The sequence below is a fragment of the Bradyrhizobium sp. Rc3b genome (assembly GCF_900114915.1).
Lineage (GTDB): Bacteria > Pseudomonadota > Alphaproteobacteria > Rhizobiales > Xanthobacteraceae > Bradyrhizobium.
Genome location: NZ_FOUS01000001.1, coordinates 542,714 through 555,641 on the forward strand (window position 1 = coordinate 542,714; position 12,928 = coordinate 555,641).

Genomic DNA, 12,928 nt, shown 5'->3' on the forward strand with positions numbered 1-12,928 from the left:
TCGTCTCGTTGGGCCCGTTCGGTCCCGGCCATTAGCGGGGAAATCTCCGCAAGTCCAAGGGAGTTCCAGCTGCGACGATAGTCTTTCCCCCGCCTAACACAATTACCCTTTTATCCGACAAACCTAACATGATGTTATTTCTTCCGTCCGCGCGCACCGGCGGCCTTGCCGTTGCCGCGGGATGGCTCGACCGCCCGCATCTCCGCGCGCAGCGACTCGATGAAAGACTCGGCATGGAGCGACAGCGGCGCGCCGCGCTTGACCGCGATGTAAGTGTCGAACCGCGTCGGCTCGGTGATCTTCAGAAGCTCGATCCCGGGATAGCCGCCATGGGCCACGGTGAACTGGTCGATGATGGCGATGCCGAGGCCCGCCTTCACCAGCGCGCAGACCGTGGTGCCGAAGCGCGCGCGGATGGTGATGTTGTAGGCGAGACGGTTGCGGGCAAAGATCTCGGCCATGATCCGCCCGTAGGGATCGTTGGGATCGATGCCGATCAGCGGATAGCGGGTGATCTCGGCGGCCGAGACCTGCTTGCGGCCGGCGAGCTCGTGCCCCGGCGGCACGATGCAGTACAGCTCGCCCGAGGCCAGCGGCATGAAGTCGAGCCCGGAATGCTCCAGCCGGTAGCTCATCGCCACGCATTCGCCGCGGCCGAGCATGAGATAGTCGATGGCCTCCTCGAGCTTGAGGATGTTGATGTCGATGCCGAGATCGGGATAGCGGCGCCGGACGCGCTCGATCGCGCGGGGCACCATCACCTGCGAGATGCTCGGCACCGAGCCGATGCGCAGCTCGGACAGGCCGCCACGGCCGATCTTGGAGATGATCTCGGAGAGATCGTCGACCTTCTTGTAGACGCCGTTGATCTGCTCGAAGATGTTCTCGGCTTCCGGCGTCGGGAAGTACCGCCCATTCTGGCGCTGGAAGAAGCGGATGCCGAGCGAGCGCTCGGTGTATTTGACGAGGCGGCTGATCCCGGGCGCCGAGACGTTGAGCAGCTTCGCCGCACCGCCGATGGTGCCCGTCACCATCACGGCACGGATCACTTCAACCTGGCGCAGCGTCATCATGCTCGTGAAATGTCCTTGGCATCCGAAAGATGATCATGGCGGCAATCATCTCACGAGAGCTGCGCTGTCATCCAGCGGCAAGTGTGGGTGGATGTGGATGGCGGAGGGGAGCTTTCCCCCTCTCCCCTGGGGGAGAGGGTGGCTCGCCGCGAAAGCGGCGAGACGGGCGAGGGGTCTCTCTCAGCGAGTCGGGTGGGCAAAAGCGCACTTGCGCCGTGCCCACGTCGTCTCACCAAATAGGCAGGACGTGGGCACGCTTCCGCCGTCGCTCTTCGAGCTATGGCGGACAAGTCGCTTTGCCCACCCTACGATACTGCACTTGTCGATAGAGACCCTCATCCGGCGCCATAGCCGAAGTTTCGCTTCGGCGTCCACTTAGAACGGCGGCCGAAGGCCGCCTATGCCACGTTCTCCCACAACAAGGGGAGAAGGGAAACTCAAGTTCGCTGTCGGATTGTTTTCGACTAAAATCAGCGCGTTCGAACAGAAGGGCGGCGGCGCTCGAATTGGTTCGTCGGCGCTGCGGTTGTGTCTCAGCTCGCCGGGCCCTCGGGCAATACGCTCTCGGCCAGCTCCTCGCGCTCGCCTTCCAGCACCGCGCGCGCGAACTCGATGATCTTCTGCTTGTTTGCGGTTTCGCGGACGGCGAAAAACACGCGGTTCAATTCCAGGCCGAGCACGCTGTTGAGGGCAATGTCCTCGTCTTCCATCGTGGTGTTCCCGCTTCGGTCGCCTCAGGTGTATCGTGAGGGCAATTCTGCCACAAGTAGTTTAAATCTTCAGAGCAGATGAGCACCGGGAAACTACGGCCGCAGCGAATTGAGGCAGTCCCCAAATACGTGCTATACGAGGCGGTGTGGGGCAGGAAACGCACCGATGTCCGCCGTAGATTATGGCCGGGAGGCGCTCGACTTCATTGAAGGCCTGGGGACCTATCGCAAGGTGCCCGATGCCATGAATGCGCTCGAGACGGCGTTCGGTCGCTTCGGCTTCGAAACCATCATCGTGACGGGATTGCCCAATCCCGACCAGCGGTTTGCGCAGATGGTGCTTGCCAAGCGCTGGCCGGCGGGCTGGTTCAGCCTCTACACCCAGAACAATTACGACCGCTTCGATCCGGTGGTGCGGCTGTGTCGGCAATCGGTCAATCCGTTCGAATGGTCGGAAGCGCCCTATGACGCCGAACTCGAGCCGAACGCGGCCGAGGTGATGAACCGCGCCACCGATTTTCGCATGTCGCGGGGCTTCATCGTGCCGATCCACGGGCTCACCGGCTATGAAGCGGCGGTGTCGCTTGGCGGCGTTCATCTCGACCTCAATCCGCGCAGCAAGCCGGCACTGCATCTGATGGCGATGTATGGCTTCGACCACATACGCCGTCTGCTCGAGCCGACGCCTTATCCCTCGACGCGCCTCACCCCGCGCGAGCGCGAGGTGATCTCCTGGGCCTCGCAGGGCAAGTCGGCCTGGGAGATCGGTGAGATCTTGCACATCACGCAGCGCACGGCGGAAGAGCATCTTGCAACTGCCGCGCGCAAGCTCGGTGCCGTCAACCGCACGCATGCGGTAGCGCTGGCGATTCGGAACAAAATCATCAATCCGTAAGCGCCGTACTGGGAAATTTCCCAATATCGAATCCGGCTCTTTTCGCAGACTCTGCCCCCATTGAGGATGATTGGGGGTTTTCATGATTCACGCAATTTCTGCGGTAAATCGTCACCTTTATGAAGACGTGATCGAGCAGCATTTCCGATTGCGCCACGATATCTTCGTCGAGGAGCGGCGCTGGGAGACGCTGCGCAGGCCGGATTGCCGCGAGATCGATTCCTATGACGACGAGGATACCGTCTATCTGCTTGCGTTGGAGGGACGGCGCGTCATCGGTGGCCACCGGCTCTACCCGACGACCAAGCCCTCGATGATGAGCGAGGTGTTCCCGCATCTGGCGTCGGTGCGCGGCTGCCCCGCGGATCCGCTGGTCTGGGAATGGTCGCGCTACTTCGTCGTGCGTGATCGCCGCGACGGCGCGCTCAACCTGCAACTGATGGCGGCGGTGCAGGAGTTCTGCCTCAATCAGGGGATCGCGCAGGTCAGCGCGATCATGGAGACCTGGTGGCTGCCGCGCTTCCACGAGGCCGGTTTCATGGTGACCCCGCTTGGCCTGCCGGCTCTGGTGGAGGATGCATGGACCATGGCGGCGACCATCGACATTCGTCGCGAGACACTCGATGCCCTGCACGATCGTATCGGCATGACCTCGGTCGTGCGCCAGGACGGCCCGCGTCTGGACGCCGTCGCCCGTGCCAACCTCTGCGGCGCTGCTGCCGCGCAACGAAAGAGCGCCTGAGATGTCGAACATGATGCGGGACAGCCAGATCATGGCGCAGATCAGGGACGAGAATCTCGGCTACATGTCCGACATGGCGCTCGAGCTGGCGCAGATGGCGGAAGACACCGGATTGGCGACGCTCGCCTATCTGTTCCGGATGGCGGCGCTGGAGGCCTCGACGGCCAACAGCGTGCTCGCTGAACCGGACGATCTTCCCCAGCAGATGACGTCGCACTAGACGTAATCCTTCCTTGCATTCCGACGAAGTCGCACCCTCTCGCCGGCCACCGGCGAGGGGGTCATCGTTTGGGTGCGGCAGGTTGCCCCAGCCTGCACGGCAGCCTTCTTGCAGGAGCGTCTCGACCGCATGCACCCGCATGCAACAAAGTGCATGTTTGGTGTCGAATCGCTCTTGCCTCTGAACGATACTGCCATTACCCATTTTTCCGCCTTGAACAGGCAGGGGGAGCTCTTTCACTGATGGCGACCGTGTTCGAACATCGGCGCGACACCGCGTGCGCCTGAAAGAGTCTTGATGCTGCTCGTCGTCGAACAGTTCCTGAACGGATTGCAGTTCGGCCTGCTGCTGTTCCTGCTCGCCGCCGGCCTGACGCTGGTGTTCGGGATCATGGATCTCGTCAACCTCGCGCACGGCTCGCTCTACATGATGGGCGCCTATTTCGCCGCGACTTTCGCCGCGTGGACCGGCAGCTTCCTGCTCGGGGCGCTGTTGGCGCTGGGGGCTACGCTGGTGCTCGGCATCGTGCTCGAGATGAGCGCGCTGCGGCATCTCTACGGCCGCGACCATCTCGACCATGTGCTGGCGACCTTCGGCCTGATCCTGTTCTTCAATGAAGCCGTGCGGCTGATCTGGGGCCCGGCCGGCCTTGCGCTGCCGCTGCCGGCCTGGCTCACCGTGCCGGTGCCGATCCTGCCCGGTATTCATTATCCCGCCTATCGGCTCGCCATCATCATCGTGGCGCTGCTGGTGGCGCTGCTGCTCTATCTCGGCGTGATGCGCACCCGCATCGGCATGCTGATCCGCGCCGGCGCCTCCAACCGCGAGATGATCGGCGCGCTCGGCATCAACATCAAGCTGCTCTACACGCTGGTGTTCGGCTTGGGTGCCGCGCTCGCCGGCCTTGCCGGCCTGATGCAGGCGCCGATCCTCACCGTGCAGATTGGCATGGGCGAGAACATCCTGATCCTCGCCTTCGTCATCATCGTGATCGGCGGCATCGGCTCGATCCGTGGCGCGTTCCTCGCCGCGATCTTCGTCGGCATGATCGACACGCTCGGCCGCGCCTTCCTGCCCAATTTGCTGCGGCAGGTGTTGAGCGGCGCCGCTGCCTCCACCGCCGCACCCGCGCTGTCCTCCATGCTGATCTATCTCCTCATGGCGATCGTGCTGGTGGTGCGGCCGGAGGGGCTGTTTCCGGCCAACCGTCGATGAAGTCTTTCACTGTGAGCAAGGCCGTCACGGCCCTGGTGCTGGCGGGCCTCGTGCTGCTGCCGCTCTATTCGCAGCTCTCCGGCAACATCTTCATCCTGACGCTGTTCACCCGCATCATCATCCTGGCGCTGGCGGCGGCGAGCCTCAACCTCATCATGGGTTTTGGCGGCATGATGAGCTTTGGCCACGCCGCCTATCTCGGCATCGGCGGCTACGCCGTCGGCATGCTCGCCCAGGAAGGCGTCGGTTCCGGCTTCATCCAGTTTCCGGTCGCGCTCGCGGCGTCCGCAATGTACGCACTGGTGATCGGCGCGCTCTCTTTGCGCACCCGCGGCGTCTATTTCATCATGATCACGCTCGCTTTCGCGCAGATGGCCTATTACGTCGCCTCGGGGCTGGCGCGCTACGGCGGCGATGACGGCCTCACCGTCTACAAGCGCAGCGACTTCTCCGGGCTGATCGACCTGTCCAACCGCACGCAGTTCTATTATCTCTGCCTCGCCTGCCTCCTCGGCGTCGTCTTCCTGATCTGGCGCATCGTCAATTCGCGCTTCGGCCTCGTCGTGCAGGGGCTGCGCTCCAACGAGCAGCGCATGCAGGCGATCGGCTTCCCGGCAAAGCGCTACCAGCTGGTCTGCTTCGTCATTTCAGGCACCATGTGCGGCCTCGCCGGCGCTCTGCTCGCCAACAACACCGACTTCGTCAGCCCGGCCGTGATGTACTGGACGCGCTCCGGCGACCTCATGGTGATGGTGATCCTGGGCGGCATGGGCACGCTGTTCGGCCCGATCATGGGCGCGGTGGTGTTCCTGCTGCTGGAGGAATTCCTGTCGCAGATCACCGAATATTGGGCGCTGATCATGGGCCCGCTGCTGCTGCTGATCGTGCTGTTCGGCCGTGGCGGCATCATGGGCATGCTGGGGAGAGCCGGCCGTGGCTGAACCCTTGCTTCGCGTCGAAAAGCTGGTGCGCCGCTTCGGCGGCATCGTTGCGACGGATAATGTCTCGCTCGACGTCGCCGCGGGCGAGCTGCACGCCATCATCGGCCCGAACGGCGCCGGCAAGACCACGCTGATCAGCCAGCTCACCGGACATCTCGAGCCGCATTCCGGCAGCGTCTCGCTGGCGGGGCGCGACATCACCTATCTGCCGGCCTATCGCCGCTGCGCGCTGGGCCTTGCGCGTTCGTTCCAGATCACCTCGCTGCTGCTCGACTTCACCGCCGCCGACAACGTCGCGCTGGCGGCGCAAGCCCATGCCGGCACCTCGTTCCGCTTCTTTGCCAATGCGCGCAAGGAGCGATCCCTGCGCGATGCCGCCCACGCCGCGCTCGATCGCGTCGGCCTGTTGCATCGCGCCGACGTCGTGGTGAACCGGCTCAGCCATGGCGAGCGGCGCGAGCTCGAGCTCGCGGTGGCGCTTGCGAGCAAGCCGAAGCTGCTGCTGCTCGACGAGCCGATGGCGGGCTTAGGTGTCACCGAATCCCAGCGCATGGTGAAGCTGCTCCAGGAGCTGCGCAAGGAAGTCTCGATCGTGCTGGTCGAGCACGACATGCCGGCGGTGTTCGCGCTTGCCGACCGCATCACGGTGCTGGTCTATGGCCGCGTCATCGCCTCGGGCGATCCGGCCGCGATCCGGGCCAACGAGGACGTCAAGCGCGCCTATCTCGGCGACCAGCACGTGGTGACGCATCATGGCTGACACGCTGCTCGAGGTCGACGGCATCGAGACCTGCTACGGCCTCTCCCAGGTGCTGTTCGGCCTGTCGCTGTCGATCAAGCCGGGCGAGATGGTCTCGCTGATGGGCCGCAACGGCATGGGCAAGACCACGACCATCCGCTCCATCATGGGCCTGACGCCGGCGCGCGCCGGCAGCATTCGTTTCGCGGGCGCCGAGGTCAGGCAGCTTCCCTCCTACAGGATCGCAAAGCTCGGCGTCGGCCTGGTCCCCGAGGGACGCCAGATCTTCCCGAACCTCACCGTGCGTGAAAACCTGGTCGCGGCCGCCGCCGACCGCTTCGGCAGCCCCAATCCCTGGACGCTGGCCGCGATCTACGTGTTGTTTCCGCGCCTCGCCGAACGCGCCGCCAACATGGGCAACCAGCTCTCCGGCGGCGAGCAGCAGATGCTCGCGATCGGCCGCGCGCTGATGACCAATCCAAAACTCCTGATCCTGGACGAAGCGACCGAAGGCCTCGCGCCGCTGATCCGCGAGGAAATCTGGAACTGCCTGTCGCTGCTCAAGAGCCGCGGACAGTCGATCCTGGTCGTCGACAAGAACGTCGACCATCTCGCTCGCATCTGCGACCGCCACACCATCATCGAGCGCGGCAAGACGGTGTGGAGCGGCACGTCCGATCAGCTGATGGCGGAACCGGATCTCCAGCACAAATATCTCGGCATCTGACGCGCGTTCCTGCCGACCGCGTGCGACGCGCAAGATTCTCTTCGAGCAAATCCAGTTTCGAATCCCTCCAAACCGCGCGCAGAGCTCTTGAGCGCGCCGCCGCCAGCGGTCAAAGAAGCCGCGGCGTAAGCGGATTCGATGCGGGACTTCTACGATCAAATTGTCGGACGGCCTCAAGACGACATCGGTTCCGCACAGCCGGGCGCTTCGACAGCGCAATGGCTGGATTTTCCGGGCTGCGTGTTTGTCAGAGGCGAGTTTCGAGCCGATGCCGGCGGCTCTGCGAGCGCAGCCCCGGGCCTGTTCATCTCGGTCTCCGTTGATGGTGGCGCAGGCCGCGGCATTCTGACGCGCAGCACCGGTTGCGAAGGGCAGATGACGGCAATTGCCGTGCGCGAACCCTGCGCATCGGAACGCGCGGTTCATTCCGGCGAGCGTTCCGCGATCGGCCTGGCGTTTCCCCAAACCTCGATCGATGGACTTGGACTCGGCGATGAGTTTCGGGCGCTGTTTGCGAACGACGTCTCAGGCGCAGCGATCGTCTCGCTGAGGGCATCTGCGCGCATACAGGCGGTCGCGGCAGAAATGTTTTCGCCGCCGGTCACCGGCAGCGCGGCGCAATTGCTGCTGTCGGCGCATGCCGCCGAGATCGTGGTCCACGCCCTGTTCGGCGAGCGCGGCCGGATTGCCGCCGATCCCACCACCGATCTGCAGTGGACGCGGTTGCGATCGGTGAAGCAGCGGATGGACGCCGATCTCGCCTATCCCTGGAGCATCGACGAACTGGCGCGGAACGCGGGGCTGAGCCGCAGGTCCTTCAACCAGAAATTCCGCATGGCATATGGCCAGAGCGCGATCGACTATCTCAGGGCTCAGCGGCTCGATGCCGCACGTGCCTTTTTGATTCATCAGCGCTTGTCCGTCACCGAAGCGGCCTATCGGGTCGGCTACGCCCATCCGGCAAATTTCGCGACGGCTTTCCGCAGGCGCTTCGGCCATTCACCGAGCCGCTATCAGTAAACTCGAAAGCCTCCACGTGTGATCAAAGGTGATTTGCGCGCGCGCAAAGGCGGCCGCCGCTTTGATCTGGTTACACCCGGGTTGTTGAACATGGAACTCGGGGAAGACGATGAGGCGGAACGACGGGCAGACGCTCGGCTGGGAACGGATGGTGAGAACTGGTCTGGGAGCGGCCGGTTTGGGAATGGTCCTGCAAGCGACTCCCTCGGCCGCACAGGTCTCCGGAACCAATTCGCCTTCGACGGCGGGCACATTGCCGCCGGTCACGGTGGAGGCACCGAGCCAGGCGCGTCCGCGTGCCCAATCTGTCCAGCGCGCCTCACAATCGCAGCGTGGCCGCGTCGCGACGCCGCGCAATGCCGGGTCCGGACAAGCCAGAAACGTGGACACGCGCGAGGCGGGAAGCGGCCGCGCCAATCCGTCGAGCGAGAACAGCTATGTCGCAAGCAGCAGCTCGGCGGGCACCAAGACGAACACGCCATTGCTCGAGACGCCGCAGTCGATCTCGGTCGTGACCCGCAAGGAGCTCAACGATCGCGCCGTGCAGACGCTGACGGAGGCGGTTGGCTATGAACCGGGCGTCCGCATCGATGCTTCAGGCTACGATCCGCGCTTCGACGCCATCTCGATCCGCGGCTTCGACATCACCTATAACGGCATCTATCTCGACGGCCTGCGCCTCGTCGGCGCCGGTCTCGGCGTGTTCAAGACCGAGCCTTACGGCGTAGACAGCATCACCGTGGTGCGCGGGCCGAGCTCGGCCCTCTACGGCCTCGGCTCGCCCGGCGGATTGATCGACCTGCAAAGCAAACTGCCGACCAGCCAGCCGTTCCACGAGGTGCAGACGGTGTTCGGCGACCGCGAGCGCGTGCAGGGCAATTTCGATTTCTCGGGTCCGGTCGATCCCAACGGTCAATTTTCCTATCGATTGACCGGCGTCGTGCGCGACGCCGACGTGTTCGTGCCAGGCGGCAAGGACAATCGTGTCTATGTCGCTCCCGCCGTCACCTGGAAGCCGGACCAATCGACGACCCTCACCATTCTCGGCGCCTACCAGAAATCGAAGACGCCGGGCTCGATGTTCACCTATTCCACGGGCACCGGTACCACGACGGACATCTTCACCGGCAGTCCGTCCTACAATTCGCTCGACCAGGAGCAGGGACGCGTCGGCTATTTGTTCGAGCATGCGTTCAACAACGCCGTGACCGTTCGGCAGAAATTCCGCTATGTCGATGTCGATGCGGTCACGCGCTATGTCGGCTTTCTCGGCGCTCCCGTCGGCAATGTCGTCTCGCGCTATACCGGCTACGTCCACGACACGCTGCAATCGGCCATCATGGACAACCAGGTCGAGGCAAAGCTCTCGACCGGCCCGGTGCAGCACACGCTCCTGGTCGGCACCGATTACACGGCGTCGAAATTCAACGACAAGCAGGGCTTCGGCTTCGGCGTCTCCGACCTCAATCTTGCCGCCCCGGTCTACGCGCCGGAATCCATTCCCGATCCCGCGATCTCGTCCTCGACGCAGCAGCGGCAGACCCAGTCCGGCGTTTATATTCAGGACCAGGCCAAGCTCGACCGCTGGATCCTGACGCTGAGCGGCCGCAGCGACTGGGTTCGCACCACGGGCGAGGATCAGTTCGCGCTGACCCGCCAGCAGCAGTCCGAACAGGCCTATAGCGGGCGCGCCGGGCTGACCTATGTGTTCGACTCCGGAGTTGCGCCTTATGTCGCCTATTCAACCTCGTTCTTTCCCAATCTCGGCGTCGATCCCACCGGCGCCTTCTTCAAGCCCACCACCGGCAAGCAGACCGAGATCGGCGTCAAATATCAGCCGCTGGGGACGAGGAGCTTCATCACTGCCGCGGTGTTCGACCTGACCCAGAGCGGGGGCCTCGTCACGACCGGGACCGGCGTCACGGTCCAGCGCGGCGAGATTCAAAGCCGCGGCTTCGAATTGCAGGCGCTGGCGAGCCTCGGCGGTGGTTTCGACATCACCTCGTCCTACACCTATCTCGACATGGTCACCAAGCAGGCCGGCGACAGCGCGCAGATCGGCAAGTTTCCGTCGGGCAATCCTCCGCACACCGCGACGCTGTGGGGCAACTATGCCCTGCCGCTGGCCGGCCCGTTTGCCGGGCTGAGCATCGGTGGCGGCGTGCGTTACATGTCCTGGAGCTATGGTGACGATCTGAACACGTTCAAGAACAGCTCGGTGACCCTGATTGATGCTGCGCTGAAATATGATTTTGGCCAGGCGGCGAAGGAGCTAAAGGGCCTGCAGTTCCAGGTCAACGCCAAGAACCTGTTCAATCTGCACTACACGACGTGCCAGGTCGGGTACTGCTATCGCGGCGCACCGCTGACCGTCATCGCAACGCTCGGCTATCGCTGGTGAGCGGGATCACCAATAGATCCCGTGACGGTGCAACTCGCGCACGATTCGGGCCTCGGTGGGCGACTGGTGCCGCTTCGGCTTGGTCGTTCCGGCCGTGCTTGCCGGCGGCGGTGATGGCGTGGCTGATGCCTTCGTGGCCGCCGGTGCCGTCGCTGAGGTTGGTGCGGTGGTCGCAGTCTGGACGTTTGCCGGCTGCGACGGCGCCTGGGCGGTTTGCGGCGAGACCGCTGCCGCCGTGGCGGGCTGCTCAGTCGCCTGCTGGCTTGAATTGCTGGCTGCCAGGCTGAGGCTCCGCGACCCACCCGCATAGGCCTGGCTTGTGAGCAGAGACACCGTTGCGATCAGGATCAGCTTGCGCATGGAAACGCTCCTAATCTGGTCAATCCGTCTTACCTATCGCGCATCCATTGAGTTTCAGCGCGCCAGACGATGCACACCGATGTTGATCAAGGTTGTCCGGCAGGACAGACGGTAGATCAGACTGAATAATTGTTCCCACATGATCGAACTCCACTGTTGATCACATGCGGGAATCCTAGCGCAGGATTCTTTCCGTGGGTTTTCGCGGGGATGGAAAATGGCTTCGTCCGGCAGCGATGCGATGTCGTCGGAACCGGCGCGACGAAGCCGCTTCACACGGCCGTGAGCCGTACTCGCCTTGAGAGGAATCCCCAGGACAGGATGTCAAAACACCTCGAAATATTCGCGGTGCTCCCAGTCGGTCACTTCGGACAGGAAGCGGTCGATCTCGGCGCTCTTGATGTGGGTGTAATAGTCGACGAACTCCGGCCCGAACTTCTCGCGGAAGAACGGATCGTCCTTCAGCGCGCTGACCGCATCGCGCAGTGATTTCGGCAGCAGCGGCGCCTTGGTCTCGTAGGGCGTGTCGGCGGAGGGACCGGGATCGAGCTTGCGGTCGACGCCGTCGAGGCCCGAGAGGATCTGCGAGGCCATGTAGAGATAGGGATTGGCGGCGGGCTCGCCGATGCGGTTCTCCAGGCGCGTTGCGACATCATTGGCGCCGCCGAGCACGCGGATCATCACGCCGCGATTGTCGCGGCCCCAGATCGCACGGTCCGGCGCCAGCGAGTAGGAACGGTAGCGCTTGTAGCCGTTGATGGTCGGGGTGGTGAACACCGTCGAGGCGCGGGCGTGATCGAGCAGGCCGGCGAGGTATGAGCGGCCGAAGGCGCTGAGCGGCTCGCCGCCGTCTTTCACCATGAACAGATTCTCGCCGCTGGCGCGCGAGACGATCGACTGGTGCAGATGCCAGCCGCTCGCGAACACGTTCGGCAGTTTCGGCCGGCACATGAAGGTGGCGTGATAGCCGTGCCGCCGCGCGATCTGCTTCACGGCGCTCCGAAACAGCACCATGTTGTCGGCGGGCTCGATCCCCTTCCGCGGCGCGAAGGTGAACTCGCACTGGCTCGGCCCGAACTCGACCTCGACCGAGCGCAAGGGCAGTCCGAGCGCGACGATGTCGCGGCGCAGGATCTCCAGCACCGGCTCCATCTGATCGAAGCGCTGCTCGGTGAGATATTGATAGCCGTGGCTGAGCAGGCTCACTGATGGTGGCGTGCCCGGCTGGCCGGCGTCCTCGGGGCGCATATGCGGGTCGTCGAGCTTGAAGATGTGGAATTCGACTTCAAGACCGGCGACGAAATCGTGTCCGCGCGTGCCGAGTTCGTCCAGCGCGCGCTTGTAGAGCCCGCGCGTCGCGAACGGCACCGGGCGGCCGTCATTGAAGTAGAGGTCGCACAGCACCCAGCCCGTGGTCGGCGCCCACGGCAAGACGCGAAACGTCGTGGGGTCGGCGACCATCAGCACGTCGGCCGCGCCTTCCATCTCCTTCATGCCGAAGCCGCCGCCCGCGGTGAACACCGGGAATACCGTGCGGTGCGAGGTGTCCTTGGCCAGCATGGTGGTGGTGATGGAGCAGCCGCTCTCCAGCGAGGCGATCGCCTCGGAGGCGATGATGGTCTTGCCGCGCAAGATTCCGTGCTGGTCGGGGAAGGCGAGGCGGATGACCTCGAGATTCTTGTCCTCGACGATGCGGCGCATGCGCGTCGCCGCGTCCCTCTGCTCATCCGACCACAGCGCATGACGCGCGACGAAAGTCACTGTGCTACTCCCTCAACTGCCGTAGGCTGGGCAAAGCGAAGCGTGCCCACGCAGTCTATCATCTGAACGCAAGTGCGGTGGGCACGGCGCTTTGCGCCTTTGCCCACCCTACGGGAGCGGCGCA

At 64.0% G+C, this 12,928-nt stretch carries 13 protein-coding genes; 9 read left to right on the plus strand and 4 right to left on the minus strand.

Going from position 1 to position 12,928, the window contains the following annotated elements; genetic code table 11:
• Positions 1 to 134: 134 nt before the first annotated feature.
• Together BM190_RS02465 and BM190_RS02470 are read right to left on the minus strand one after the other, a co-directional pair.
• Positions 135 to 1,073: a LysR family transcriptional regulator gene (locus tag BM190_RS02465; protein ID WP_018316873.1), complete on the minus strand. Its 939-nt coding sequence runs from the start codon at positions 1,071 to 1,073 to the stop codon at positions 135 to 137.
• Between the two features lie 533 nt (positions 1,074 to 1,606).
• On the minus strand, positions 1,607 to 1,783 hold the full coding sequence (locus tag BM190_RS02470; RefSeq protein WP_092251674.1) for a hypothetical protein: 177 nt from the start codon (positions 1,781 to 1,783) through the stop codon (positions 1,607 to 1,609).
• 166 nt (positions 1,784 to 1,949) lie between these two features.
• Here BM190_RS02470 and BM190_RS02475 point away from each other — a divergent pair, with 166 nt between their 5' ends.
• From BM190_RS02475 to BM190_RS02515, 9 genes are all read left to right on the plus strand, one after another.
• Positions 1,950 to 2,678 (plus strand): helix-turn-helix transcriptional regulator, encoded by a 729-nt coding sequence (locus BM190_RS02475; RefSeq protein WP_092251675.1) that lies wholly within the window; start codon positions 1,950 to 1,952, stop codon positions 2,676 to 2,678.
• 82 nt (positions 2,679 to 2,760) lie between these two features.
• Positions 2,761 to 3,420 (plus strand): acyl-homoserine-lactone synthase, encoded by a 660-nt coding sequence (locus BM190_RS02480; RefSeq protein WP_177236864.1) that lies wholly within the window; start codon positions 2,761 to 2,763, stop codon positions 3,418 to 3,420.
• Position 3,421: 1 nt separating this feature from the next.
• Positions 3,422 to 3,640: a hypothetical protein gene (locus BM190_RS02485; RefSeq protein WP_018316877.1), complete on the plus strand. Its 219-nt coding sequence runs from the start codon at positions 3,422 to 3,424 to the stop codon at positions 3,638 to 3,640.
• A gap of 297 nt (positions 3,641 to 3,937) precedes the next feature.
• Positions 3,938 to 4,855, plus strand: a complete 918-nt coding sequence (locus BM190_RS02490) for a branched-chain amino acid ABC transporter permease (RefSeq protein ID WP_092251677.1) — start codon at positions 3,938 to 3,940, stop codon at positions 4,853 to 4,855.
• Complete coding sequence (locus tag BM190_RS02495; RefSeq protein WP_092251678.1) at positions 4,852 to 5,796, plus strand: branched-chain amino acid ABC transporter permease; 945 nt, start codon at positions 4,852 to 4,854, stop codon at positions 5,794 to 5,796. Before BM190_RS02490 ends, BM190_RS02495 begins: the two co-directional genes overlap by 4 nt.
• On the plus strand, positions 5,789 to 6,556 hold the full coding sequence (locus tag BM190_RS02500; RefSeq protein WP_018316880.1) for an ABC transporter ATP-binding protein: 768 nt from the start codon (positions 5,789 to 5,791) through the stop codon (positions 6,554 to 6,556). Before BM190_RS02495 ends, BM190_RS02500 begins: the two co-directional genes overlap by 8 nt.
• Positions 6,549 to 7,262 (plus strand): ABC transporter ATP-binding protein, encoded by a 714-nt coding sequence (locus BM190_RS02505; protein ID WP_092251679.1) that lies wholly within the window; start codon positions 6,549 to 6,551, stop codon positions 7,260 to 7,262. The genes BM190_RS02500 and BM190_RS02505 overlap by 8 nt, the downstream gene beginning before the upstream one ends.
• Before the next feature lie 240 nt (positions 7,263 to 7,502).
• Positions 7,503 to 8,282 carry a helix-turn-helix transcriptional regulator gene (locus BM190_RS02510; protein ID WP_244550569.1) on the plus strand — a complete coding sequence of 260 codons (780 nt, stop codon included), beginning with the start codon at positions 7,503 to 7,505 and terminating at the stop codon, positions 8,280 to 8,282.
• Positions 8,283 to 8,664: 382 nt separating this feature from the next.
• Positions 8,665 to 10,683: a TonB-dependent siderophore receptor gene (locus BM190_RS02515; protein ID WP_244550570.1), complete on the plus strand. Its 2,019-nt coding sequence runs from the start codon at positions 8,665 to 8,667 to the stop codon at positions 10,681 to 10,683.
• A 6-nt stretch (positions 10,684 to 10,689) separates the two neighbouring features.
• Here BM190_RS02515 and BM190_RS02520 read toward each other — a convergent pair whose 3' ends face one another.
• Together BM190_RS02520 and BM190_RS02525 are read right to left on the minus strand one after the other, a co-directional pair.
• Positions 10,690 to 11,043, minus strand: a complete 354-nt coding sequence (locus BM190_RS02520; protein ID WP_092251682.1) for a hypothetical protein — start codon at positions 11,041 to 11,043, stop codon at positions 10,690 to 10,692.
• A gap of 324 nt (positions 11,044 to 11,367) precedes the next feature.
• Positions 11,368 to 12,804: a glutamine synthetase family protein gene (locus BM190_RS02525; RefSeq protein ID WP_092251683.1), complete on the minus strand. Its 1,437-nt coding sequence runs from the start codon at positions 12,802 to 12,804 to the stop codon at positions 11,368 to 11,370.
• Positions 12,805 to 12,928: the final 124 nt, after the last annotated feature.

Bases quoted from the DNA above. Each gene is read 5' to 3' on its own strand.
- BM190_RS02465 (WP_018316873.1), bottom strand. From the start codon at position 1,073: ATGATGACGCTGCGCCAGGTTGAAGTGATCCGTGCCGTGATGGTGACG.
- BM190_RS02470 (WP_092251674.1), bottom strand. From the start codon at position 1,783: ATGGAAGACGAGGACATTGCCCTCAACAGCGTGCTCGGCCTGGAATTG.
- BM190_RS02475 (WP_092251675.1), top strand. From the start codon at position 1,950: ATGTCCGCCGTAGATTATGGCCGGGAGGCGCTCGACTTCATTGAAGGC.
- BM190_RS02480 (WP_177236864.1), top strand. From the start codon at position 2,761: ATGATTCACGCAATTTCTGCGGTAAATCGTCACCTTTATGAAGACGTG.
- BM190_RS02485 (WP_018316877.1), top strand. From the start codon at position 3,422: ATGTCGAACATGATGCGGGACAGCCAGATCATGGCGCAGATCAGGGAC.
- BM190_RS02490 (WP_092251677.1), top strand. From the start codon at position 3,938: ATGCTGCTCGTCGTCGAACAGTTCCTGAACGGATTGCAGTTCGGCCTG.
- BM190_RS02495 (WP_092251678.1), top strand. From the start codon at position 4,852: ATGAAGTCTTTCACTGTGAGCAAGGCCGTCACGGCCCTGGTGCTGGCG.
- BM190_RS02505 (WP_092251679.1), top strand. From the start codon at position 6,549: ATGGCTGACACGCTGCTCGAGGTCGACGGCATCGAGACCTGCTACGGC.
- BM190_RS02520 (WP_092251682.1), bottom strand. From the start codon at position 11,043: ATGCGCAAGCTGATCCTGATCGCAACGGTGTCTCTGCTCACAAGCCAG.